Source organism: Promicromonospora xylanilytica, from assembly GCF_054782895.1.
Genome location: NZ_BAAGRP010000001.1, coordinates 286,694 through 311,168, shown reverse-complemented (window position 1 = coordinate 311,168; position 24,475 = coordinate 286,694). Strand labels below are relative to the sequence as shown.

The following is a 24,475-nucleotide window of genomic DNA, read 5'->3' as shown; positions in this document are numbered from 1 at the left end:
TGGTCTCGACCGCGCACCCGGCGCACGCATCCATAGACTCGAACCCGTGGACTTCTACAACGCCTACGCCCACGGGTTCGCCCGGGTCGCGGCCTGCACCATCCCCGTGGCCGTCGCCGACCCCGCCGCCAACGCCGCGGCGGTCCTCGACGAGGCCCGACGGCTGAACGACGACGGCGTGGCCGTCGCGGTGTTCCCGGAGCTCTGCCTGAGCGGCTACGCGATCGACGACCTGCTCATGCAGGACGTCCTGCTGGAGTCCGTGCTCGAGGCGCTCGCCGACGTGCGGCAGGCGAGCCTCGAGCTCACCACGATGCTCGTGGTGGGGGCTCCCCTCCTCGTGGGCAGCCGCCTGCTCAACGCCGCAGTCGTGGTGCACAGGGGGCGGATCCTCGGTGTGGCGCCCAAGTCCTACCTGCCGAACTACCGCGAGTTCTACGAGAAGCGGCAGTTCGCCCCTGGCGACGAGCACCGCGGCACCCTGAGCCTGCTCGGCGAGGAGGTACCGGTCGGTGCCGACCTGATCTTCCGGGCCGACGACGTCCCCGGCCTCGCCATCCATGTCGAGGTCTGCGAGGACATGTGGGTGCCGGTACCGCCGAGCGCGCTGGCGGCGCTCGCCGGCGCGACGGTGCTGCTGAACCTGTCGGCCAGCCCCGTCACCGTGGCCCGCGCGGAGGACCGCCGGCTGATCGTGCGCAGCGGGAGCTACCGGTGCAACGCCGCCTACGTCTACACGGCGGCGGGTCAGGGTGAGTCCAGCACCGACCTGTCCTGGGACGGACAGACCATGGTCTACGAGGCCGGCGACCTGCTCGGCGAGACCGAGCGGTTCCCCGAGGGCGCGCGCGCCACCGTGGTCGACGTCGACCTGGACCGCCTGCGCCAGGAGCGCCTGCGCCAGGGCACGTTCGACGACAACCGGCGCGGGCTGGGGATGGCCGGCCCCGGACTGAGCGGCGAGGACGGCGAGTTCCGCGAGATCGCCTTCAGCGTGCACCCGCCCCAGGGCGACATCGGCCTGCGCCGCAAGGTGGACCGCTTCCCCTTCGTGCCCGACGACGCGGAGCGCCTGGCCCAGGACTGCTACGAGGCCTACAACATCCAGGTCACCGGGCTCGAGCAGCGCCTGCGGGCCATCGGGCAGCCGAAGATCGTGATCGGCGTCAGCGGCGGCCTCGACTCCACCCACGCGCTGATCGTCGCGGCCAAGGCGATGGACCGGCTCGGCAGGCCGCGGACGGACATCCACGCGTTCACGATGCCGGGCTTCGCCACGGGGGCAGAGACGAAGGACCGGGCCGTCCGGCTCGCCGAGGCGCTGGGCGTGACGTTCCAGGAGCTCGACATCCGGCCGGCGGCGGAGCAGATGCTGCGGGACCTGGACCACCCGTACTCGGACGGCGTCAAGCAGTACGACGTGACGTTCGAGAACGTCCAGGCCGGCCTGCGCTACGACTACCTGTTCCGGCTCGCGAACCACCGCGGCGGGATCGTGCTCGGTACGGGCGACCTCTCGGAGCTGGCGCTCGGCTGGTGCACGTACGGCGTCGGCGACCAGATGTCGCACTACGCGGTGAACACGGGCGTGCCGAAGACGCTGATCCAGCACCTCATCCGGTGGACGGTCGACAGCGGCCAGTTCGCGGCGGAGGCGAGCAGCCCGGTCAACGCCGTGCTGACGGAGATCCTCGAGCAGGAGATCACGCCGGAGCTGATCCCCACCGAGGAGGGCGAGACCCCGCAGTCCACCGAGGCGACCGTCGGGCCGTACGCGTTGCAGGACTTCACGCTGTTCCACGTGCTGCGGCGCGGCTACCGGCCGTCCAAGATCGCCTTCCTGGCCTGGCACGCGTGGCGCGCGCGGGACGCGGGCGAGTGGCCGCCGGGGTTTCCGGCGTCGGGCCGCACGGAGTACGACCTGGCCACGGTCCGGCGCTGGCTCGTCGTGTTCGTGCGGCGGTTCTTCGCGTCGCAGTTCAAGCGGTCGGCCCTGCCGAACGGCCCGAAGGTATCGCCTGGCGGCACGATGTCGCCGCGCGGTGACTGGCGCATGCCGTCCGACGCGGCGGCCACCACGTGGCTGGCCGAGCTGGAGAAGAACGTCCCGGAGGGATGACCCGGTCCTCGCTGCGGGCCCGTTCGTTGCGCTCGTCGCGGACAGGCCGCCACGGGCGGCATCGCCCGCGACGCGGACGAGTATGGTGCCAACCATGCCTGCTGTCTCCGTAGCCCTGGTTCGGCCCGGTAACCGTCGCCTCGCCCGCGTGATCACCGTGTTCGCGGGGGTCCTGACCTTCGCGGCGCTGCTGCTGGTGGCCGGCCCGGCGAGCGCGCACGACCGGCTCCTGTCGTCCGACCCCAAGGACGGCGCCACGCTCGACAAGCCGCCGGCGAGCATCACGCTCACCTTCAGCTCGGTGCCCCTCGACACGGGCATCGAGATCGTCGTCGCCGGCCCCGACGGCACCACCGCGCGGGGCGAGAACATCCAGGTCGACGACGAGGTGGTGACCGCCCAGCTCGCCGACGACCTGCCGGCGGGCGCGTACGACGTCGCATGGCACGTGGTCTCGTCCGACGGCCACCCGATCGACGGCGAGTTCAGCTACGTGGTCGAGGCCGCCGCCGAGCCGGTCGATGAGCCCACCGGTGGATCGACCGGCGACTCCACCGAGGAGCCCGGGATGTCCACGCAGGAGGCCGCCCCCGTCGAGGAGCCCACCAGCGGCGCCGAGGAGTCGGGCCCCGTGTCCGAGCTCGCCGGCGACGGGGACGGCCCCGGCGCGAGCGGGCTGGCCGTGACCGGCGGCATCCTCGCGGCGGTGCTCGTGGTGCTGGGGGTCGTGGTGATGACGCGCCGCAAGATCCTCGAGAACGACAAGCTGCGCCAGGCCAACGAGGCCGACCCCGAGGACCCGGACGCCGACAAGCCCAACGAGAACCACCACCCCAAGGGATGATCCGGAAGGGTCATCGAGCCCGGGCGGCCAGGACCACGGTCACCACGGCGGGTACGAGCAGGACGGCACCCGCCGTGTTGACCGCCTGGAACCCGCCCCAGGCGAGGAGCGGGCCGGCGAGGGCGGCGGAACCCGCGCCGAAGTAGTTCATCAGGGCGTCCGTCGCGCCCTGCAGGGGCAGCTTGACGTGCGGCTCCGCCACGGACGCCAGCACCGCCGACGACGCGATCACGCAGGCCGACCAGCCCAGCCCGAGCAGCACGAGCGCCGCGGCCGTGAGCACCTCGGTGTCGAGTCCTGGTCCGGTGGCACCGTGCCCGGCGTGGGCCCCGGCGTCGGGCACCAGGGTGGCCGCCGTGAAGCCGAGGGCGACCGCGGCGCCCTGCAGCACCATCCCGCCGACGGCGACGCGCAGCGGACCGAACCGGTCGGCCAGCCACCCGAACAGCGGGCTGAACGCGAACATCCCCAGCACGTGCAGGCTGATCACGATGCCCACCAGCCGCAGCGACATGCCGCCGTGCTGCATGTGCACCGGCGTCATCACCATCACCATGATCATCACGCCGTGCGCCACCCCGGTGGTCACCACGGCGAACCGTGCCTGCGGGTGCGCCCACGCCCAGCGCAGCGCGGCGACGGCCCCGGTCCGCCGGGGTTCGGCCCGCGCCGCGTGCCGGTCCCGCCCCTCGGCCTGCCCGACGGCGGTGGTGGCGCTCGCCACGGCCGGGCTGCCCACCGGGTCCCGGTACAGCGCCGCGAGGAGGAGCCCGGCCAGCAGGTAGGCGACGACCGAGAAGAGGTACGGCCCACCCAGGTCCGGTACACCCAGCCCGCTGCCCAGGGCCGCTCCGGGCGCCGCGAGGTTGGGTCCGACGACCGAGCCGACCGTGGTCGACCACAGGACTATCGACATGGTGCGCGCACGAGTGCCCGAGCCCACGTTGTCGGCTGCCGCGTACCGGGACTGCAGGTTGGTCGCGTTCGCCACCCCGTAGAGCGTGAGGCCCAGCAGCAGCACGACGAGCTGCCCCACCACAGCGGCCGTGACGATGAGCAGCGCACCGACGGTGGACAGGCCGTAGCCGAGGGACAGCGCCCAGCGACGCCCGCGGACCTGGGCGAGCGTCGCGAGGGGGATCGAGGCGACGGCGGCCGCGAGCACGCCGACCGCCTGCGCCAGCCCGGCCATGGACGTGCCACCGAGGCTCTCCGCGAGCAGTGCGCCGACGGCGGCACCGGACGCGACGCCGACCCCGGCCAGCAGGTTGCTGAGGACGAGCACGACCAGGTTGCCGCGGGAGCGCGGCACCTCCGGGGAGGTCGGTGCGACGGGCTCGGCGGCCGCACCGGCGGCGTCGACGGCGCCCTCGGCGGTCGCTGGAACCTCGGACGGCGGTTTCTCCACGATTTCCTCTCATTGGCGTAGCACCTACCGGAACGGTAGACCGCTATGGGTTGCGGAAGTCATCGGATAATGCGAGGTGACACTGCCTCAGGAGGCTCTGCACCGTCGTCGTCCACAGGCTCGTACACAGGTTCGTGTCCTCTGAGAGCAGAAAGTTACGCACGACTCGCCGTAGAAGTGCCCGTTCTCCGCGAATTCCTGCCGATCTGCTGGCAGTATGGGGCCTCGTCGTCGGGCGGGTACCGCCGCACGACGTGACCGAAGAAGGGAACCGCATGTCGCTCAACAAGTCCGAGCTCGTCTCGGCCATCGCCAACAAGGCTGAGATCAACAAGACCGAGGCCGAGGCCGCGCTCAACGCCTTCCAGGAGGTTCTGATCGAGTCGCTCGCCAAGGGTGAGGCCGTCAAGGTGACGGGCTTCCTCTCGGCCGAGCGCGTCGAGCGTGCCGCCCGCACGGGTCGTAACCCGCGCACCGGCGAGGAGATCCAGATCCCCGCGAACTTCGGTGTGAAGATCAGCGCCGGCTCGCTGCTGAAGAAGGCCGTCGCGAAGTGACCCTTCGCCGCTGATTTTTCCAGCGACGCGAAGGCCCGGCTCCCTGACGGGGGCCGGGCCTTCGCATGTTCTACAGGTCGCCCTTGCGCTCCAGGTACCGCATGGCTATCCAGCCCATCGGGACCCGGCCCCAGTAGGTGCACAGGCGGTACAGGATGGTCACGGAGAACGCGATGGTCGCCGGCACGCCCGCGGCCGACAGACCGGCCGTCAGGGCGCCCTCCACACCACCCAGGCCACCCGGCGTCGGGATGAGCGCGCCGAGCGCGTTGCCCACGAGGTTGACGAGCGCGATGTCGACCAGGGAGAGCGACTCACCGAACGCCGCCAGGCAGCACCACAGGGCGACGATGTAGCCGAGCGTCATGATGAGGTTCCCGGCCACGCCGAGCGCCAGCCGGCCGGGGTGGCTCAGCATCTGCGCCAGCCGGGGCCACACCTGGCGCAGCCGTGGCCGGATGTATCCCATGCCCCAGCGCCGCACGGGCGGCACCAGGAGCGTCGCGACGACGGCGAGCGCGACGCCCGCGAGCGTGATCAGCACGGCGGGCGACGGCAGCTCGACGAGGGCGCCGGAGCCCGTGAAGATCGACAGGGCGACGAGCAGCAGCACGGTGACGACGAACTGCGACACCTGCACCAGCGCGACGGTGGCGACCGCCATCGACATCGAGACCCCGCGCTGGGTCAGCAGCCGCAGGTTGAGTGCCGCCGGGCCGATCCCCGCCGGTGCGGCCAGGGCGACGAACGATCCGGCGGCAGCCGTGAGCGTGGCCCGTCCGATGGGAACCCGCGCCGGGGAGAACGCGACGAGCGTGAGACCGGCCCCGAGCCAGGTGAGGATGGCGAGTGCGAAGGCCAGCGCGATCCACCACGGGTTCGCCTCGCGCACGGCCTGGGCGATCTCGTCGAAGTTGATGGTCGTGACGATCACGGCGATCGCGACGATCATCAGGGTGGTGGTGAGCACCGTGCGCGCGCTGAACCGGGAGATGCGCTGAGGCTGCACGCTGGCCTCGGGCAGGCGCTCGACGAGGGCGTCACGCAGCTCTCCCAGGAGGCCCTTCGCGCGCCGCACCTCCTCACGGGTGGTCCGCGGCAGGGCGATGGACTGGATCAGCGGCCCGATGGCGGCGATGTCGGCGTCGGGCAGGGCACGGACCGCCGAGGCGACGGCGCGGTGCGGCCCGACCCGCAGCCCGATGAGCGCGAGCATCTGCACGAGATCGAGACGCCGGGACAGCGGCGACGAGGCGATGTCGCCCTGTTCCCAGCCGGTGATCCACACGCGGGCGCCCTCGTCCTCGCCCGGCGTGGGGCCGCGCTGGGTGAGGACGACGTCCTGCGTGAGGGCACGGTGCGTCAGGCCGGCGGCGTGCGCCCGCCCGAGCTGTTCCCAGGCCTCGGCCAGGACGCCGTCGTGCACGTCGGAGTCGGGCAGGTCGCGGAGCGAGACGGCGGGGGAGGCGTGCTCGAGGACGAGCGCTATCGAGTCGCCGAACTCGCCGATCCCCAGGAGCCGCGGGGTGCGGACGCCCGCGGCAGTCGCCGCGTAGGACAGCAGGGCCGTGCGCTCGGCGACCGCCTTGAGCGAGATGGCGGCCCGGCCCTCGATGCCGCGCAGGCGCAGGGCCTGCCACAGCCGGGTGATGAGGCCGACGACCTGGCGGTCGCCGTCGAGGACCACCACGTCGCGCCGCACCCCGTCGGCACTGTCCAGCGCGTACACGCGGTGGTCACCGGCGCGGCTCAGGGCGAGCGCCACGGGATCGTCCGAGGCGTCGTCGTTCCCGGCGCGGCCGGCGTCGTCGCCCGTGGCGCCGTCCTGCCCTGTGGCGGCGTCCGTGTCGGAGGAGCCTGCGGTCCCGGCGCCCGGGTGCACCCGGGTCAGCGAGATGGGCGCGTAGCCGGCGCGGCGTACGGCCGCGACCAGCTCCGCCCCGTAGGCGCGCTCGCTGCGGGTGCCCGACACGTACTGCACGGAGCAGCCGGCGAGCCGGCCGAGCAGCAGCGCGACGAGCACGCCGGGCAGCGATACCTGGCCAGTGATCAGCACGATGAGCAGGGCCGCGAACATGAGGTTCCACGAGATGCGGACGGTGCGACGGCGCGTCGCGGGCCCGGCGACGGTGAGCATCGCGGTCACGGCGACCGCGTACTCCGGGATGGTCAGCACGTATCCCGTGCCGCGTTCCCACACGGACAGGCCCCGCACCAGCTCGTCCGAGCCCAGGTGGTGCACGAGGACCGTCGTCAGGACGCCGAGCAGCAGGCCGAGGACCGCCGCGACGATGGACTCGATGATCTGTCTGCCCAGGCGGCGGATCCCGAGCTCGATCATCACGGCCACCGGCGCGAACAGGCTGACCAGGCCCTGTAGCACCGCGACGGGGACGAACAGGATGGTCGCGAGCAGGTCGTTGAAGCTCCGGACGTCCTCGGTCACGCCCTCCGTGGTGCCGTGTGCGACGACCGACAGGACCATGACGCCCGCGATGCCGAGCGCGCACGCGACCATCCAGACCAGCGCGCGCGGGTGCCGCACCCGCTCCTCCGGGGAGTCGACGACGCGGACGAGGCCGTACCCGGCCGGCGCCGTATGCGGTGCGTCGGACGGTTCGGCACCGGCGTCAGCACGGCCGGTGCGCGAGTTGGACATGCTCCGGATTCTAGGGCCGTTGGCTCTCGCATGACCGGAGGGCGGACGGTGACACCCGTGATGTCCGGGTCAGGTCGCGGATCTCCCCGGCATTCGCCCGCAGATTCTCAGCGGATCCCCAGCGCCTCGCGCCACTCGGCCGGCACGAGGGCGTAGCCGACGAACGCCACCACGTCGAGGAGGGTGTGGGCGATGACCAGGGGGATGACGCGGCGTCGTCCGCCGGCCTGGAAGCGCTGCGAGGTGTAGAACCACGAGAAGACGACCCCCATCACCACGTTCCCCAGGAACGGTCCGATGCCCTGGTACAGGTGGTACGACCCGCGCAGCAGCGAGCTGGCGACGATGAACTTGATCCGGTTCCAGCCGAGCTCCCGCGTCCGCTCGTACAGGTAGCCGACGGCGATCACCTCTTCCACGAGGCCGTTCTGGAACGCGCTGAGCAGCAGCACCGGCACGGTCCACCAGTGGACGTCCAGGGCGCTGGCCTGCACCTCGACGGTGATGCCCAGGGCACGCCCGAGGGCGTAGAACGCGAGGCCGGGTATGCCGATCGCCGCGGCGAGGGCCACGCCCCACCCGAGGTCGCGGCCCGGTCCGGAACCGTCGAGCCCGAGGCTGCGGACGGCGCTGCGGCCCTGCCCGCTGAGCAGGTACAGCGCCAGGGCCACGGGGACGAGGGCGAACCCGATGCTCAGCAGCTGGTACACCAGGTCGAGGTACGGGCGTTCGGACTGGCTCGCGTTGAGCGTTGCGGTCTGCTCCGCGAGCGGTGTACCGGCCGTGAGCCGGGCCGCGATGTTGACGATGGCGTAGACAGCCGACTGGCCCAGGCTGAGCCCGAGCACTATCCACACCTCGGCGGCGACACGACGGTTGGAGGGCACGGCCCGTTTATAGCAGCCGCGGCTGAGAGGGCTCGCGCCCGGCAACGGTCGGCAGAACGTCACGTGATCGGCACCCCGAGGAGCCGACCACCTGACGTTCTGCCGACCAGCGCGGTCCAGCGGAGCAGGGTCAGCGGTTGGACGCGCGCCGGACGAAGTCCGCCAGGTCCGCGGCCTGGGCCCCCCGTGACTCCGGGTGGACGTACATCATGTGTCCCGCCGGGTAGACACGGGTCTCGATGCGGTCGCGGTAGGACGCGGGGATCGCCATCTGGTCGAGGCTGTACTCGATGGCCTCGACGGGAACGCCGCCGTCGTACCGGCCCATGGCGATGTGCACCCGCAGGTGCGGGTTGACGATCATGGCCGTGGCGAGCTTGTCGGCGACGTCGACGGCCTGGCCCTCGAACTCCTTGTACGACCACGGGTGCACCTGGCGGGACAGCGTCTCGTAGACCGCGTCGTGCTCGTACTCGAGCTCGCCCCGCAGGTAGTGGTGCAGCGCGGCGGTGTACGGCCCGGCGATCGCGGTCATGAACGGGTCGTACGGCATCTGCTCGTGGATGTAGTGGTCCGCCGGCCCGGTGAACCGGGTGTCGAGGCGGCCCGTCACCAGGCGGCGCTCGCGGAGCAGCTCCGCGTAGACGCGCGTGTGCTCGAGGCGGAGGTTCGCGCGGTCCACGTAGTCCTCGCTCAGCCCGGTCAGGGAGGCGATCTTCGAGACGGCGGCAGCCCGCTCGTCGTCGGGCACGCGGGCCCCGCGGGCCAGGACGGAGGCGTACGTCTCGGCCCAGTCCCGTGCCTCCGCCACGACGTCGTCAAGGGCCCGCTCGCCGAGGAGCCCGTGGTACTGCGCCGTCGCGGCGTAGAGCGGCAGGAACAGCGCGTGCGGCAGGTTGGAGCGCTCGCCGTCGAACAGCGCCTCCAGGTTCAGGGCCGGGGCCACCAGCATGACGCCGTTGAGGAACATCCCGAAGCGCTGCTGCAGGTACTCGGCCAGTGCGGCGCCGCGCGTCCCGCCGTAGGACTCGCCGATCAGGAACTTGGGGCTCATCCACCGGTCGTGACGGCTCGTCCACAGGCGGATGATCTCGCCGACGGACTCGAGGTCGCCCGTGAACCCGTGGAACGGCTTGGCCTTCTCGCCCTCGGTGGCCCGCGAGTAGCCGGTGGAGACCGGGTCGATGAACACGAGGTCGGAGACGCGCAGCAGGGTCTCCGGGTTGTCGACGAGCCCGTACGGGGGCGGGGTCAGGTCGCCGACGTCGCCCGAGTCGACCCGCCGGGGTCCGAGCAGGCCCAGGTGCAGCCACACCGACGACGAGCCGGGGCCGCCGTTGAACGCGAACGTCACCGGGCGGCGTGTCACGTCGATGGCGCCCGTGTCCGGCGAGGAGTCGAGCGTGTAGTACGTGATCGAGACCTCGGCCTTGGCCTTGCGGCCGTCGTACGTGTCCTCGGTGTGCACCTCCTGGCGCAGCACGATCCGGCCGGTCGTGGCCGTGTAGGTGAGGTCGCCCTGCGGGGTGTGCAGGGTGTGCCTGGTGGTGACGAGGTCGTCGGCGGGTTCCGGCTTCACCGCCGTCCCCGAGGTGTTCGTCGTCGCGGAGTCGGTCTGCGTCTTCTCATCGTCCGTCACGCGGGGAACCTACCTCGCCCGGTGCGGCGACTCCAGGGCGAATGTGCTTGCGCTCCCGGACCGCATCCGGCAAACTGGTTTGCAGTACAAACCAGTTTCGAGAGGCGATCACCATGACGAACGGCCAGACGTCGGGCAGTCCTGAGGTTCCGGGAGACGCGGCGGGGCTCGACCCGGCCGAGACGCTCCGGATGATCCGGCAGCAGCAGGAGGCGGCCCGGGACGCCACGGAGCCCGACGGCCGACTGCTGTTCGGAGCCTGGGGTCTCGCGTGGCTGATCGGATACCTCGCCCTGTGGACGACGGCGCGCGACACGGGCAGCCCGGAACGCTGGGCGGGCTGGGTGCTCGCGGGCTGCATCGTCGGCGCGATGGCCTTCACGATCGTGCACAGCGTCACGCGGACCGCGGGCACCCGCGGGACGAGCGCTCGCACCGGTGCCATGTACGGCTGGACCTGGTTCCTGGCGTTCACGGCGTTCGGCGTCCTGATCGGCGCCATGGGCGACGCAGGTGCCCCGCCGGAGGTGATGGCGATCGCCGCCAACGGGTTCGCGTGCCTCGTGGTCGGCCTCATGTACATCGCGGGCGGGCTCCTCTTCGACGAGAACCGCATGTCCGCCGTCGGCGCGTGGATGCTGGTCACCGCCTGCCTGGCGGCGTTCGCGGGGATGCCGAACACCTACCTCGTGATGGCGGTCGCCGGCGGTGGCGGATTCCTGGCCATGGTCGTGGTGGAGCAGGGGATCCGAGCCCGGCGCAGGTCCCCGCACGTCGCGGGACGGGCGCTGGGCGGTGGGCGGAATGCCTGACGAGCTGGACACGGTCATCCACGCCCCCGCGCGCCTGCGGGTCATGGCGGCGCTCGCCGCGCTGGGCCGCGGCGACGAGGTGGCCTTTCCGAAGCTGCGCAAGCTCCTGGACATGACCGCCGGAAACCTGTCGACCCACCTGCGCAAGCTCGAGGACGCGGGGTACGTGCGGGTCACCAAGACCCACGAGGGCCGGATGCCTGCCACGTACCTCGCCCTCACCGATACCGGCCGCACCGCGTTCGCGGACTACCAGGCGGCACTGATGGACCTACTGAACGGAGCACGCGGATGAACGCGGTAGAGGTCAAGGGGGTGACCCGGCGCTTCGGCGACGTCGTCGCCCTCGACGGGGTCTCGATGGAGGTGGGGCACGGCGAGCTCGTCGGCATGCTCGGCCCGAACGGGGCCGGCAAGTCGACGCTGCTCTCCCTGGTCAGCGGGCAGCGCCGGCCCGACGCCGGGGTCGTGCGCCTCGACGGACGCGACCCGCGCGACCCGCGGGCCCGCACGGTGCTCGGCCTCACCCCGCAGGAGACCGGGCTGCCCGCGACGCTCCGGGTGCGTGAGGTGGTCGACTTCGTGGGCGGCCACTACCCCGACCCGGTCCCGACGGGCGAGCTGCTGGAGCAGTTCGGGCTCGACGACCTGGGCCGGCGGCAGACCGGGTCGCTCTCCGGCGGGCAGAAGCGGCGGCTGGCCGTCGCGATGTCGCTCGTGGGCCGGCCGGGCGTCGTGCTCCTCGACGAGCCGACGACCGGGCTCGACGTGTCCGGTCGCACGGCCCTGTGGGACGCCATCAGGGCCTACCACGCGGGCGGCGGCACGGTGCTGCTCACCTCCCACTACCTGGAGGAGGTGCAGGCCCTGGCGGAACGCGTGGTCGTGATCGACCACGGCAAGGTGCTCGCCGACGACTCCCTCGCGACCGTCCTCGCCCGGGTGGGCGTGCGGCGCGTGCGGCTGACCGACGGCGCCGGGGTGCGGCAGGAGCATCTCGTCCCCGACTCGGACGCCTTCGTGCGTGACCTGGTCACGTCCGGCACCGAGTTCTGCGACCTGGAGATCCAGGGCGCGTCCCTGGAAGAGGCCTTCGGGCAGCTCGTGGGCCACGAGGCCACGGAAGGAGCAGTGCGATGAGCGATGCGACGAGCACGACGACCGCCGGAACCACGAGGCGGCCGGGCACCAGCACACCCTCGGAGCAGGGCGCGGGCGGGCACACGCAGCCGTTCCTCAGGCTGTCCTGGCTGCACCTCAAGTACCAGTTCCTGGAGACCGTCCGGATCCCCATCGCCGTGCTAGGGAACATGCTCTTCCCGTCGCTGTCGATGTTCTTCTTCGTCGTGCCGCAGACGGCTGTCGCGGGCAATCCCCTCTTCGCGACCACCGCCGTCGCGGGCCTCGGGCTGTTCGCGATCTGCTCGGCCAGCCTGTTCACGTACGGGCTGGGGGTGGCCGAGGACCGGCAGCTGCCGTTCTACCCGTTCCTGCGGTCGCTGCCGGCGGGACCCGGCCCGCAGATGGTCGCGCGCGTCCTGAACGGTGGCATCTTCTCGCTGTTCGGCCTGCTGCCCCTGATCCTCATCGGCTGGCTGTTCACCGAGGCCACCGTGACGCCGGGGCAGCTCCTCGCCGGGATCGGGACCATCCTCGCGGTATCCGTGCCGTTCGTGCTGCTCGGCATGGCCATCGGCTACGCGATGTCGGCCAAGGCCGCGCTGCCCGTCGTGCAGATCATCCTGTTCCCGCTGGCCTTCGCGGGCGGCCTGTTCCTGCCGCCCCAGATGTTCCCCGGCTGGCTCGACGCGATCTCCCAGGCGACACCCACGCGCGCCGGCCGCGACCTGCTGGTCGAGGCCACCACGGGGGCGGAGGCCTACGCCATGGCCCTCCCGGTCCTGGCCGGCTGGACCCTGCTGTTCCTGGTGCTGGCCGTGGTGACCTACCGCGCGGACGAGGGCCGCCGCTTCCGCTGACCCGTGTCCACGAGAAGGGGTCAGGTCGTTCGGTCGAGGCGCAGGGAGTTCAGCACCACCAGGACGCTGCTCGCCGCCATCGCCCCGCCCGCGATCATCGGGCTGAGCAGTCCGGCCGCCGCCAGCGGGATCGCCGCGACGTTGTACGCGAACGCCCAGAACAGGTTCTGCTTGATGATCCGCAGGGTCTTCCGGGACAGGCGTACGGCGGTCGCGGCGGCCCGCAGGTCACCGCGGACCAGCGTGATGTCGCTCGCCTCGATCGCGACGTCCGTTCCGGTGCCCATCGACAGACCGAGGTCGGCCGTGGCGAGGGCGGCGGCATCGTTCACACCGTCGCCCACCATGGCCACCGTGCGCCCCTCCGCCTGGAGGCGGGCCACCACGGCGGCCTTGTCCGCGGGCAGCACGCGGGCGATCACGTCGGCCTCTGGAATGCCGACGGTCCGCGCGGTCACCCGGGCAGCGCCGGCGGAGTCCCCGGTCAGCAGGTAGGGGCGCAGGCCGAGCTCCTGGAGCTCGGCCACCGCACGGGCCGACGTCGGCTTGGCCGGGTCGCGCAGCGTGATCACCCCGGCCGCGGTGCCGTTCCAGGCCACGGCCACCGCGGTGGCCCCTGTCTCCTCCTGCTGCTCGACGGCGGCCAGCACGTCCGCGGGGACCGTCACGCCCTGCTCGGCGAGCCAGGCGACACGGCCGACCAGGACCCGGCGGGTGTTCAGGGCGCCGCCGAGGGCCAGACCGGAGTGCGCGCGCCGGACGAGTCCCTCGACGCCGCCGCCGGGGTGCGCGATGAAGCCGGTGACCTCGAGCGGGGTCTCGGCGTCCGGCTCTCCGGCCGCGCGCCCTGCGGCGGTGACCGCCTGTGCGATCGGGTGCTCGCTCAGCGACTCGACGACGGCGGCGTACCGCAGCACGTCGGCCGCGTCGGTGAGGTGGTTGGCGTCGTCCGGGCCCTGCCCGTGGCCCTCGGCCGCCTGCGCCTGTCGCGTCCCGCCGCCCCACACGTCGACCACGCGCATGCGGCCCTCTGTCACCGTGCCGGTCTTGTCGAGCACCACGGTGTCGACGCGCCGCGTGCTCTCGAGCATCTCCGGCCCGCGGATGAGTACGCCGAGCTGCGCGCCGCGCCCCGTGCCGACCAGGATCGCCGTGGGCGTGGCCAGGCCGAGCGCACACGGGCACGCGATGATCAGCACCGCGACGGCGGCGGTGAACGCGGCCTCGACGTCAGCCGTGAGAGTGAGCCAGGCCGCCAGGGTGAGCACGGCCAGGACCAGCACCACCGGCACGAACACCGAGGAGATCCGGTCCGCGAGCCGGGCGACGGGTGCCTTGCCCGTCTGTGCCCGCGCGACGAGCCGCCCGATGCGAGCCAGCATCGTGTCCTCGCCCACGCGCGTGGCGCGCACGAGCAGGTGCCCGGAGGTGCTCACCGTGCCGCCCACGACGTCGTCACCCGGCGACACGTCGACCGGCACCGGTTCGCCGGTGACCAGGGACGTGTCGAGCGCGGTGGCTCCCGCCACCACCGTGCCGTCCGTGGCGACGGTCCCACCCGGGCGCACCGCGAACACGTCGCCGACCTGCAGGGCGGCGACGGGTACCGCGGTGGTCCGCCACCCGCCGCCGGGGAGCCGCATGGGGGTGGCGTCCGGGCCGAGCGTGACGCGTTCCGCGTCCTTGGCGCCCAGATCGATGAGGGCGCGCAGCGCGTCGCCCGCGCGGCGGCGGGACCGGTGCTCCGCGTACCGGCCGGCCAGCAGGAACGTGGTGACCACGGCGCCCACCTCGAAGTACACGCCGGGCCACTGCCCCGCGGCGGCGGGCCGGAACGCGCCGGCGACCAGGACCCACAGCGACCACAGGGTCGCCGCGAGCACACCGATCGACACCAGCGTGTCCATCGTGGAGCTCGCGTGCCGCGCGGCGCGGGCGGCAGCGGTATGGAACGGCCAGGCGCCCCATGTGGCGACGGGCAGCGCCAGCGCGGCGACCACCCACTCGCTGCCCGGGAAGTGCAGACCCGGGACCATCGACAGCAGGAGCACCGGGACGGTCAGCACCACCGAGACCCGCAGCCGGCGCAGCAGGTCGTCGCCGCGGTACCCGGCGGGCGCGCCAGGGTGCTCGCCGGACGGGCCGGCGCCGTCCGGCCCGTCGTCGCCCGCCGGTACGCCGGGTGCGGCCCCGTCCGGCGTCCGACGCCGGGTGACGCGCGCCTCGTACCCCGCCGACTCGACGGCGCCGACCAGGTCCTGGTCGGTGACCTGCGTCGACAGCACCACGTGCGCCGACTCCAGCGGCAGGTTGACGGTCGCGGCGACGCCGTCGAGCCGGTTGAGCCTGCGCTCCACCCGGGCCACGCACGAGGCGCACGTCATCCCGGACACGGCGAGCTCCACCTCGCCGACAGGGTGGCCTGCCTCAGTGGTGGTCACGGTTCTCCTCGGAGCTGGTCGGTATCGCCCAGCGGAGGTCGTCCACAGGCCTGGCGGTGTGCGGGCTGGTGCGGTGCCGAGCGGTCAGGACGGGACGATCGGCAGGGTCCGGTTCGCCTGGCGGGCCGGGGCCTGCGCGGCGGCCTCGGCGGCGACGGCGTCCTCGAGCACGTCGACGCCGGTCACGTCGTAGCCGGCCTCGTCGACGGCCTCGCGCAGCGGCGCCTCGTCGAGGGGCAGGCCGGAGATCACGCGCACCAGCGACTCCTCGCCCGCGTGCAGCTCCACGCTGACGTCCTGGACGTCCGGGACGTCGCGCAGCTCGTTGGTCACGGCAGACACGCAGTGGCCGCAGGTCATCCCGGTCACAGCAAGCGTGGTCACGGTGGTCATGTCATCTCCTCGGATCGCTGCTGGTGGGCGTTCACATGCGGATGAGGCGGGCGATCGCCTCGGAGGCTTCCTTGACCTTGGCGGCGCCGTCGTCGTCGGACGCCTTGGCCGCGTCCACGACGCAGTGTCCCAGGTGGTCCTCGACGAGGGCGAGGCTCACCGCCTGCAGGGCCTTGGTCACCGCGCTGACCTGGGTGAGCACGTCCACGCAGTACACGTCCTCGTCGATCATGCGCGCGATGCCGCGCACCTGACCCTCGATGCGGCGCATACGCTTGAGGTACGCCGGCTTGTCGGACGCGTAGCCGTGGGGCCCGTCGTGCGCGCCGTGGTGGCCGTGCTCCTCGCCCTGGGGCGGGGCAGCGACCACTGCTGCCTCGGTGGTCTCCGTCGCCTGGGTCATACCACTATGACATACCCCTCCGGGGTAAACAGTCAAGTGCGCAGGCCATGCCGTCACCGGCTGGACGCCCCGGGATGCGGTCGGCGCCACCACGCGTAGCGTGACAAGGGACCGACACCCAGCTCAACGACGATCTGGAAGGGGAAGTCCGATATGCCTGAGAACAAGGCCGTCGCGTATCGCGAACCTGGTGTGGTCGAGGTGGTCGACATCGACTACCCGACGTTCGAGCTCCGGGACGGCCCCGGAGTCAACCCGGCCAACGTGGGCCGCAAGGTGCCGCACGGTGTGATCCTGCGGACCGTCGCGACGAACATCTGCGGCTCCGACCAGCACATGGTCCGTGGCCGGACGACAGCACCGCCCGGGCTGATCCTCGGCCACGAGATCACCGGCGAGGTCGTCGAGAAGGGCTCCGACGTCGAGTTCCTGAACGTGGGCGACATCGTCTCCGTGCCGTTCAACATCGCGTGCGGGCGCTGCCGCAACTGCAAGGAGCGCAAGACCGGCATCTGTCTCAACGTGAACCCGGACCGCCCCGGTTCGGCGTACGGGTACGTCGACATGGGGGGCTGGGTCGGCGGGCAGGCCGAGCACGTGCTGGTGCCGTACGCGGACTTCAACGCGCTCAGGTTCCCGGACCGGGACCAGGCGCTCGAGAAGATCATGGACCTGACGATGCTCAGCGACATCTTTCCCACGGGCTTCCACGGGTGTGTGAGCGCGGGGGTGGGCGTGGGGTCGACGGTGTACGTGGCGGGCGCCGGCCCCGTGGGGCTGGCCGCCGCGGCGTCCGCCCACCTGCTGGGTGCCGCCGTTGTCATCGTGGGCGACCTCAACCCGGACCGGCTGGCGCAGGCGCGCTCGTTCGGCTGCGAGACGGTCGACGTCTCCGCCGGGCCGGTCGGCGAGCAGATTGAGCAGATCCTTGGGGAACCGGAGGTGGACTGCGGTGTCGACGCGGTCGGGTTCGAGGCTCGCGGGCACGGTGCCGACGCCGCGACGGAACAGCCTGCCGCGGTGCTCAACAGCCTCATGGAGGTGACCCACGCGGGCGGCTCGCTCGGCATCCCGGGCCTGTACGTCACGGGCGACCCCGGCGCGGCGACCGAGGCGGGAAAGGTCGGCTCGCTGTCCCTGCGGCTGGGGCTGGGCTGGGCCAAGTCGCACACGTTCACGACCGGCCAGTGCCCGGTGATGAAGTACCACCGCGGCCTGATGAAGGCGATCCTCCACGACAAGGTGCAGATCGCGAAGGCCGTCAACGCGAAGGCCATCCCGCTGACCGAGGCGCCGACGGGGTACCAGGCGTTCGACGAGGGCGCCGCGACGAAGTTCGTGCTCAACCCGAACGGCTACATCAAGTCCGAGTAACCCTGCCGCCGAGGTAGTCCTCTGGCGAGGTAGTCACCCAGCGTGTGCTGGATGACTACCTCGCTACCTGACTACCTCGCCAGGTGACTACCTCGGGGTGGTCGTGGCGGTCGCCGCCGCCCTCGCCGCCGCGGGCAGCGCGTCCAGGATGCGGTTCACCGCGGCGTCGTCGTGCGCGGCGGAGACGAACCACGCCTCGAAGACCGACGGCGGGAGATTGACCCCCGACTCCAGCATCGAGTGGAACAGGGCGGTGTACCGGAACGTCTCCTGGGCCTGCGCCTGTGCGTAGTCGCGCACCCCGGAGGCGGCGGCCAGCGGCCCGAAGAACACGGAGAACAGCGAGCCCGCGCGCTGCACGCGGTGCTCCACGCCCGCCGCGCTCAGCGCCTCGCCCACGGCGTCCGAGAGCGTGGCGGCAACCTCGTCCACCCGGGCGTACACGGCGTCGTCGGCCAGGCGGAGGGTCGTGAGACCCGACGCGACCGCGACGGGGTTACCCGACAGCGTGCCCGCCTGGTAGACGGGGCCCAGCGGTGCCAGGTGGTCCATGACCGACGCGGGCCCGCCGAGCGCCGCGACCGGCATGCCGCCACCGACGACCTTGCCGAACGTGAACAGGTCGGGGGTGTAGCCATCGCCCCCGGCGCCGCGGACGGCCTCGTTCTCGAGGCCCCACCAGCCGGACGGGCCCACCCGGAACCCGGTGAGCACCTCGTCCATGACGAACAGCGCGCCGTGCGCCGACGTGATGCGCCGCAGGCCCTCGTTGAAGCCCTCGGCCGGCGGCACCACGCCCATGTTCGCGGGCGACGCCTCGGTGATGACGGCGGCGATCTCCGAGCCGCGCTGCGCGAACGCCGCCTCGACGGCCGCGAGGTCGTTGTAGGGCAGCACCAGCGTCTCGGCGGCGGTGGCCTCGGTGACACCCGCCGAACCCGGCAGCGCGAGCGTCGCCACACCCGAACCGGCCTCGGCCAGCAGCGCGTCCATGTGCCCGTGGTAGCAGCCGGCGAACTTGATGACGAGGGGCCGGCCCGTGATCCCGCGGGCGAGGCGGATCGCCGTCATCGTCGCCTCGGTGCCCGTGGACACGAGGCGGACGCGCTCGGCTGCGGGCACCCGGCGCCGGACCTCCTCCGCGAGGTCGATCTCCGCGACCGTCGGGGCGCCGAACGACAGGCCACGCGCCGCGGCCTCCTGCACGGCGGCGACGACGTCTGGGTGCGCGTGCCCGAGCAGGGCGGGACCCCACGAGCACACCAGGTCCACGTACTCGCGCCCCGCCACGTCCGTGACGTACGGACCGCTGGCCGAGGCGAGGAACCGCGGGTCGCCGCCCACGCTCCGGTACGCGCGCACGGGCGAGTTCACGCCGCCCGGGATGGCGCCCTGCGCGCGCAGGAACGCCGCGTGGTTCGCCTCGGGCGCCCGGCGCAGCCCCTGGCTCTCGATCGCTTCGCTCACTTGATCCACTCCGCAATCTCCAGGGCCCAGTACGTGAGGATCACGTCGGCGCCCGCTCGCTTGATGCTCGTCACCGACTCCAGGACCGCGCGGTCCCTGTCGATCCAGCCGTTCGCGCCGGCCGCCTCGATCATGGCGTACTCGCCCGACACCTGGTACGCCGCGACCGGCACGTCGCTCCGGTCGGCGACGGCCCGCAGCACGTCCAGGTACGAACCGGCGGGCTTCACCATCACGAGGTCGGCGCCCTCGGCGAGATCCAGGTCGGCCTCGCGCAGGCCCTCGCGGCCGTTGGCGTAGTCCATCTGGTACGTCTTGCGGTCCCCCGTGAGCTCCGAGTCCACGGCCTCGCGGAACGGACCGTAGTACGCGCTCGCGTACTTGGCGCTGTAGGCGAGGACGCTCGTGTCGGCGAAGCCAGCATCGTCCAGGGCGTCCCGGATCATCGCCACCTGGCCGTCCATCATGCCCGAGGGCGAGATCACGTCGGCGCCCGCCTTCGCCTGCGCCACCGCCATGGAGCCGTAGCGGGTGAGCGTCGCGTCGTTGTCCACAACCCCTGTGGACGTGAGGACGCCGCAGTGGCCGTGGTCGGTGAACTCGTCGAGGCAGGTGTCCGCCATGAGCACCGGGGTCGCCGCGCCCGGCGCCAGCCCTTCGTCCAGCACCTGCCGCGACGCCCGCAGTGCCCGCTGCAGGATGCCGTCCGGCGCGTCGGCCTGCGACCCGCTGGCGTCCTTGACGGCGGGGATGCCGAACAGCATGACGCCGCCCAGTCCCGCGTCCCGGGCGGCGCGGACCGCGCCGACCAAGGAGTCCTCGGTGTGCTGCACCTGGCCGGGCATGCTGGCCAGCGGTACCGGCTCGGTCAATCCTTCCTTGACGAAGAGCGGCAGCACCAGGTCGGCCGGGTGCAGCCGGGTCTCCGCGACCAGCCGGCGCATGCCCGGTGTGGCGCGCAGACGACGCGGTCGGTACACGATCCCGGTGGAGCTCAAGGTGTCCTGCTTTCTGTTCTGTTCCTGGGTGTCTGACACGCTCGCAGTACGGCATCGGCCAGGGCCTCGTCCGTCGGTTCGGCGGCGACGGCTAGCACCGTGTGCCCGACGTCGCCCGCTACGCGGGCCGACGGCTCCCCGATCGCGACGACCCGCTGCGGGCCCAGCTGCTCCTTGATCTGGCGCGCCACCGAGCCGGAGGTCACCACGACGACGTCGTACGGCCGCCGGAGCTCCGCGGGGAGCTCCCGGGGCACCGTCCGATAGGCCGTCACGACGTCGGCCGCCCAGCCCTTCGCCTCGAGGCCGGCGCGCAGCGTGTCGGACGCGAGGTCGCCGAGCGGGAGCAGCACGCGGGGCCCGCGGCTGCCGGGGAGGAGCGTGCCCCGGGGTGTCGCGACAGGGAAGGTGGCAGCGAGCCCCACGGCGGTCGCGGTCTCCGGCACCAGGTCGACGACTGCGCCGCGGTCGGCGAGCGCACGCCGCGTCGCTGGGCCTACGGCTGCCCACCGGGTCGAGACCAGCACACCTTCCTCGGTCGGGTCGGCACCGGACCGGTCGGCGGACGCCGCGCCGAGCAGCGCGTCCACCGCGTTCACGCTCGTGATCGCCACCCAGTCGTACGCGCCGGAGGCGACCCGCGCGCGGGCCGCGTCGAGCTCGGCAGGGTCCTTGACGGGGGCCCGCTCGATCACGGGCGCCGCCACCGGGTCCAGCCCGCGCCCGCGCAGCAGCGTGAGCAGCCCGGAGGCGCGCTCCGGCGAACGGGCGACCAGGACGGCCGGCGGTCCGGACGGCGTGGCCGCGCGAAGGGCGGGTTCGGTCACGCCTTCTCCGGCACGGTGGTGCTCAGCGGGGCGAGGCGTTCGGCGCCGTCGGCCAGCAGGTGCTCGGCGACGGCGACGCCCAGCGCACGGGCGGCGTCGTCGATGACCTCGGGCGCGACGTCGGGGGAGAGTCGCGTCTCCCCGTTGCGCGACATCTGCTCCGAGCCGTCCACCGCGGCCACCACGGAGCGCAGCCGGAGGACGTTGTCGGACACCGTCGCGTACGCGCCGACCGGCGCGGCGCAGCCGGCCTCCAGCCGGGCGAGGACCGCACGCTCGGCGAGGACCCCGAGCCGGGTCGGGCGGTGATCGAGCAGGTGGACGGCCTCGGCGAGCTCCGGAACGCGGGGCGGCGCGCCGGCGTCGGACGCGATGTCCGCGGTGCGCACCTCCACGGCGAGCGCGCCCTGGCCGGGGGCCGGGGCGACGACGTCGACGCCGAGCGCCTCGCTGATCACGTCGGTGCGGCCCAGCCGCGCGAGGCCCGCGTAGGCGAGGACGACGGCGTCGAGGTCGGCGTCGGGGCCGAGCGCCCGGTCGAGCCGCGTGCCGACGTTGCCGCGGATGTCGACGACCTCGAGGTCCGGACGGGCGGCCCGGATCTGCGCGGCGCGCCGCGGGGAGCCGGTGCCCACCCGCCCGCCGCGCGGCAGCGTCGCCAGGGTGAGCCCGTCGCGGGCGCACAGCGCGTCGCGCGGGTCGGCGCGCTCGGGCGTCACGTAGGTGAGGTCGGGCGCCGGAGTGGTCGGCAGGTCCTTGAGCGAGTGGACGGCGACGTCGCAGCGGCCGTCCAGGAGCGCCTCCCGCAGAGCCGTGACGAAGACACCGGTGCCGCCGAGGCTGGCGAGGCTCCCGGTCTTCACGTCGCCCTCGGTCCTGATGCGGACCAGCTCGACCGGCCGGCCGGTCAGCTCCTCCAGCCGCTTGGCCACGAGCCCGCTCTGGGTGGTGGCCAGGGCGCTCGCGCGCGTGCCGAGGCGGATCGGCACGACGGCGCCCCGGGTGCTTCCTGGGGTGCTGACGGAGTGGGGGGTCGGGGTCACCATCCCAGTCTCCACCCGAACCCCCGCGGGGGCGAAACCCGGCGGCCTATCTCACAACCTTGCTGGCGGGCTGTCAGAACGTTGTGTCAGAAAGCCGGTTCCGCGAGCCGTTCGGCCGTCCTCCGGGCGTGCCCGACGATCGCCGCCAGCCCGGTGCCGGCGATCCAGCCGCCCGTCACGCCAAGGCCCGGTTCGGCCAGCACCGCCGCCTCGTAATCCTTGATCGCGGCGCGGTAGGCCGGTGTCGGTGGCGGCAGCGAACCGTCCCAGCGCTGGTGCAGGCTGTCCCGCACCCGACCGGTCAGGTCGACGCCGAGCAGGGCCGACGCGTCCCGCCCCGCCTCCTCGGCGGTCGGGTCCGGCGTCGGCTCGCCGATGCGGCCGTAGCTGAGCCGCACCACGTGCCACCCGGGCCCGACGGCGTCGCGCACCCGACGAGCGAGCCACGGCCACTTGGCCGTCGCATGCGTCAGTGCCTTGGCCCGGACGGCGCCCGGCGTCCTGCCGGGGGCGACGAGCATCCCTGAACCGCGCGGGGCCGCGTCCAGCTCCGGTGCCTCCAGGAGGAGCGTGACCAGGCGGATGTCGGCGCCACGCTCGGGGACCGGCGGAACGACACCCCCGACGTGCGACGGACCGGCCTCGGCGCGAGTCGCCAGCACCAGCCGGGGCGCTCGCAGCACCGGACCGCCCTCGACGCTCACCAGCCAGTCGGCGCCGCCGCCGGTCTCGCCGGTCGCCTGCTCGCCGCCGGCCATCCGCTCGACGCCGACGGCCCGCGTCTCCAACCGCACGTCCAGCCGCTCGACCAGGGCGTTCACCAGCGCGTGGATCCCGCCGTCGATCCCGCGCACCGCGGACCCGGCAGGAGCCGCAGCGCGCAGCGACGCCACGGCTCGCGAGAGCGAACGGGTGCGCGTGTACGCGTCGAGCAGCCCGGGGGCGACGGCCGCGACGTCGAGCCGGTCGAGCGGGGCCGAGTGCACCCCCGCCGCGACGGGGGTCACCAGGCGGTCCGCCACCCGGGCACCGAGGCGGGACCGGGCGAGCGTCCCGAGATCGGTCGTGTCGACCAGCCGCGCGGGCAGCACGCGGTCGAGCGAGCCGCGCAGCACGCCCGGCCAGCCGATCGCGCGGCGCACGTCCGCGGCCCACGGACGCGAGGGGATCCCCAGGACGCCCGCAGCCGGCAGCGGGAACGCCCGACCGGCGGCGTAACCCCAGGCCGTGAGCCCGGCGGGTGCCTCGACGGCCAGCCCGAGCTCCTCGGCCAGCCGCTCGACGGCGTCGCCCCGCACAGCGAACGACTCGGCTCCGAGGTCGAGCGGCACGCCGGGCAGCGCGGCGAACGAGCCGCCCCGGACCGGTCCGCCCGCGAGCTCCGACGCCTCGAGCACCACGACGCGCAGCCCGCGCGCCGCGAGCGTGTGCGCGGCGACGAGCCCGCCGATCCCGGCCCCGACGACGACCGCGTCGGCCGCCTCGGGCCGGCCGGTCACCGGAGGCGCTCGGACGGCACGAGGGTCACAGCGAGTGCACCAGCTCGACCACGCGGGTCAGGACGGTCGGGTCCGTGTCGGGCGGAACGCCGTGGCCGAGGTTGACCACGTGCGCCTCGGCCTTGCGCCCGCGTGCGACCACGTCCCGCACGTGCGCCTCCAGGATCTCCCAGGGCGCGGCCAGCAGGGCCGGGTCGATGTTGCCCTGCAGCGGGACTCCCGGCAGCAGGGCGGCCGCCTCGTCGAGCGGGGTCCGGTAGTCGACGCCGACGGCGTGGTCCGTGATCCCCGCCGCGACCAGCACGGACCGCATGGCGGGCAGCAGGTGCCCGGTACCGGTGCCGAAGTGGATGCCGGGCACGCCGGTGTCCGCGACATACGCCAGCGCCCGCGTCGACGACGGGGCCACGCGGGACGTGTAGTCCGCGAGCGAGAGCGACCCGGCCCAGGAGTCGAACAGCTGCACGGCGCTCGCCCCCGCCTCGACCTGTGCCCGGAGGAACGCGCCGGTGAGGTCGGCGGTCCAGGTCACCAGCGCGTCCCACGTCGCGGGGTCGGCGTGCATCAGGGTCCGCGCGGCCAGGTGGTCGCGCGACGGCCGGCCCTCCACCAGGTAGGCGGCGAGGGTGAACGGCGCACCACCGAAGCCCAGCAGCGGGGTCTGGCCCAGCTCGGCCACCGTCAGCGCCACCGCCTCCCTGATCGGGTCGAGAGCAGCGGGGTCCAGCGTGCGGGAGGTGAGCCGCGCGACGTCGGCGGCGGTGCGCCAGGGCTGGTCCATCACCGGCCCGACGCCCGGCTTGATGTCGACCCCGACCCCGGCGAGCTTGAGGGGCACCACGATGTCGGAGAAGAAGACCGCCGCGTCCACCCCGTGCCTGCGCACGGGCTGCAGCGTGATCTCCGACGCGAGCTCCGGCCGCAGGCAGGACTCGAGCATGTCGGTGCCCTGGCGCACCTCCCGGTACTCGGGGAGGGAACGACCGGCCTGCCGCATGAACCAGACAGGCGTACGGCCCCCACGTTCACCCCGGAGGGCCTGCACCAGGGGCGCGGCATCGGTCCGCCCGTCAGCGAGCGGATGAGTGGGAGCGATCGTGGTGGACTTCACGCTGCACGATTCTGC

General features: G+C 73.1%; 21 protein-coding genes. 8 read left to right on the top strand and 13 right to left on the bottom strand.

The window, feature by feature from the left end; genetic code table 11:
- Positions 1-46: 46 nt before the first annotated feature.
- Positions 47-2,119, top strand: a complete 2,073-nt coding sequence (locus tag ACYVK7_RS01340) for an NAD(+) synthase (protein ID WP_460885871.1) — start codon at positions 47-49, stop codon at positions 2,117-2,119.
- 94 nt (positions 2,120-2,213) lie between these two features.
- Positions 2,214-2,963, top strand: coding sequence for a copper resistance CopC family protein (locus ACYVK7_RS01335; RefSeq protein ID WP_460885870.1), 750 nt, complete (start codon positions 2,214-2,216; stop codon positions 2,961-2,963).
- Between the two features lie 10 nt (positions 2,964-2,973).
- Here the strand turns inward: ACYVK7_RS01335 and ACYVK7_RS01330 are convergent, their stop codons facing one another.
- Entirely contained in the window at positions 2,974-4,371 is a 1,398-nt protein-coding gene (locus ACYVK7_RS01330; RefSeq protein ID WP_460885869.1) for an MFS transporter, read from the bottom strand.
- 275 nt (positions 4,372-4,646) lie between these two features.
- Between ACYVK7_RS01330 and ACYVK7_RS01325 the strand changes: the two genes are divergently transcribed.
- Positions 4,647-4,928, top strand: coding sequence for an HU family DNA-binding protein (locus ACYVK7_RS01325; protein ID WP_253872310.1), 282 nt, complete (start codon positions 4,647-4,649; stop codon positions 4,926-4,928).
- A gap of 70 nt (positions 4,929-4,998) precedes the next feature.
- On the opposite strand, the gene ACYVK7_RS01320 is transcribed toward ACYVK7_RS01325, so the two are convergent.
- The 3 genes from ACYVK7_RS01320 to ACYVK7_RS01310 form a co-directional block, all read right to left on the bottom strand.
- Complete coding sequence (locus tag ACYVK7_RS01320; protein ID WP_460885868.1) at positions 4,999-7,587, bottom strand: flippase-like domain-containing protein; 2,589 nt, start codon at positions 7,585-7,587, stop codon at positions 4,999-5,001.
- 107 nt (positions 7,588-7,694) lie between these two features.
- Entirely contained in the window at positions 7,695-8,474 is a 780-nt protein-coding gene (locus ACYVK7_RS01315; RefSeq protein WP_460885867.1) for a CPBP family intramembrane glutamic endopeptidase, read from the bottom strand.
- 130 nt (positions 8,475-8,604) lie between these two features.
- Positions 8,605-10,113: a S10 family peptidase gene (locus ACYVK7_RS01310; protein ID WP_460885866.1), complete on the bottom strand. Its 1,509-nt coding sequence runs from the start codon at positions 10,111-10,113 to the stop codon at positions 8,605-8,607.
- A 113-nt stretch (positions 10,114-10,226) separates the two neighbouring features.
- Here ACYVK7_RS01310 and ACYVK7_RS01305 point away from each other — a divergent pair, with 113 nt between their 5' ends.
- From ACYVK7_RS01305 to ACYVK7_RS01290, 4 genes are read left to right on the top strand one after another with little or no spacing between them, the layout of a single operon-like run.
- The gene (locus ACYVK7_RS01305) at positions 10,227-10,925 is read left to right on the top strand and encodes a hypothetical protein (RefSeq protein ID WP_460885865.1); all 699 of its coding nucleotides are present in this window, start codon (positions 10,227-10,229) and stop codon (positions 10,923-10,925) included.
- Positions 10,918-11,220, top strand: coding sequence for a transcriptional regulator (locus tag ACYVK7_RS01300; RefSeq protein WP_460885864.1), 303 nt, complete (start codon positions 10,918-10,920; stop codon positions 11,218-11,220). Before ACYVK7_RS01305 ends, ACYVK7_RS01300 begins: the two co-directional genes overlap by 8 nt.
- Complete coding sequence (locus tag ACYVK7_RS01295; RefSeq protein ID WP_460885863.1) at positions 11,217-12,065, top strand: ABC transporter ATP-binding protein; 849 nt, start codon at positions 11,217-11,219, stop codon at positions 12,063-12,065. The genes ACYVK7_RS01300 and ACYVK7_RS01295 overlap by 4 nt, the downstream gene beginning before the upstream one ends.
- Positions 12,062-12,904, top strand: a complete 843-nt coding sequence (locus tag ACYVK7_RS01290; RefSeq protein ID WP_460885862.1) for an ABC transporter permease — start codon at positions 12,062-12,064, stop codon at positions 12,902-12,904. The genes ACYVK7_RS01295 and ACYVK7_RS01290 overlap by 4 nt, the downstream gene beginning before the upstream one ends.
- Before the next feature lie 20 nt (positions 12,905-12,924).
- Here the strand turns inward: ACYVK7_RS01290 and ACYVK7_RS01285 are convergent, their stop codons facing one another.
- From ACYVK7_RS01285 to ACYVK7_RS01275, 3 genes are all read right to left on the bottom strand, one after another.
- The gene (locus ACYVK7_RS01285; RefSeq protein WP_460885969.1) at positions 12,925-15,288 is read right to left on the bottom strand and encodes a heavy metal translocating P-type ATPase; all 2,364 of its coding nucleotides are present in this window, start codon (positions 15,286-15,288) and stop codon (positions 12,925-12,927) included.
- A gap of 141 nt (positions 15,289-15,429) precedes the next feature.
- Positions 15,430-15,738: a heavy-metal-associated domain-containing protein gene (locus ACYVK7_RS01280; protein WP_460885861.1), complete on the bottom strand. Its 309-nt coding sequence runs from the start codon at positions 15,736-15,738 to the stop codon at positions 15,430-15,432.
- A gap of 31 nt (positions 15,739-15,769) precedes the next feature.
- Positions 15,770-16,141: a metal-sensitive transcriptional regulator gene (locus tag ACYVK7_RS01275; RefSeq protein ID WP_460885860.1), complete on the bottom strand. Its 372-nt coding sequence runs from the start codon at positions 16,139-16,141 to the stop codon at positions 15,770-15,772.
- 153 nt (positions 16,142-16,294) lie between these two features.
- Between ACYVK7_RS01275 and fdhA the strand changes: the two genes are divergently transcribed.
- Positions 16,295-17,515 carry a formaldehyde dehydrogenase, glutathione-independent gene (gene fdhA, locus ACYVK7_RS01270; protein ID WP_460885859.1) on the top strand — a complete coding sequence of 407 codons (1,221 nt, stop codon included), beginning with the start codon at positions 16,295-16,297 and terminating at the stop codon, positions 17,513-17,515.
- A gap of 87 nt (positions 17,516-17,602) precedes the next feature.
- Here fdhA and hemL read toward each other — a convergent pair whose 3' ends face one another.
- The 6 genes from hemL to hemE form a co-directional block, all read right to left on the bottom strand.
- Positions 17,603-18,982, bottom strand: coding sequence for a glutamate-1-semialdehyde 2,1-aminomutase (gene hemL, locus ACYVK7_RS01265; RefSeq protein WP_460885858.1), 1,380 nt, complete (start codon positions 18,980-18,982; stop codon positions 17,603-17,605).
- A complete protein-coding gene (hemB, locus tag ACYVK7_RS01260; RefSeq protein WP_460885968.1) occupies positions 18,979-19,926 on the bottom strand; it encodes a porphobilinogen synthase in 948 nt (315 codons plus the stop codon). The genes hemL and hemB overlap by 4 nt, the downstream gene beginning before the upstream one ends.
- A gap of 50 nt (positions 19,927-19,976) precedes the next feature.
- Positions 19,977-20,807 carry a uroporphyrinogen-III synthase gene (locus tag ACYVK7_RS01255; RefSeq protein WP_460885857.1) on the bottom strand — a complete coding sequence of 277 codons (831 nt, stop codon included), beginning with the start codon at positions 20,805-20,807 and terminating at the stop codon, positions 19,977-19,979.
- On the bottom strand, positions 20,804-21,850 hold the full coding sequence (hemC, locus tag ACYVK7_RS01250) for a hydroxymethylbilane synthase (RefSeq protein WP_460885856.1): 1,047 nt from the start codon (positions 21,848-21,850) through the stop codon (positions 20,804-20,806). The genes ACYVK7_RS01255 and hemC overlap by 4 nt, the downstream gene beginning before the upstream one ends.
- 86 nt (positions 21,851-21,936) lie before the next feature.
- Positions 21,937-23,349: a protoporphyrinogen/coproporphyrinogen oxidase gene (locus ACYVK7_RS01245; protein WP_460885855.1), complete on the bottom strand. Its 1,413-nt coding sequence runs from the start codon at positions 23,347-23,349 to the stop codon at positions 21,937-21,939.
- A gap of 25 nt (positions 23,350-23,374) precedes the next feature.
- Positions 23,375-24,460, bottom strand: coding sequence for a uroporphyrinogen decarboxylase (gene hemE / locus ACYVK7_RS01240; protein ID WP_460885854.1), 1,086 nt, complete (start codon positions 24,458-24,460; stop codon positions 23,375-23,377).
- Between the last annotated feature and the right edge of the window lie 15 nt (positions 24,461-24,475).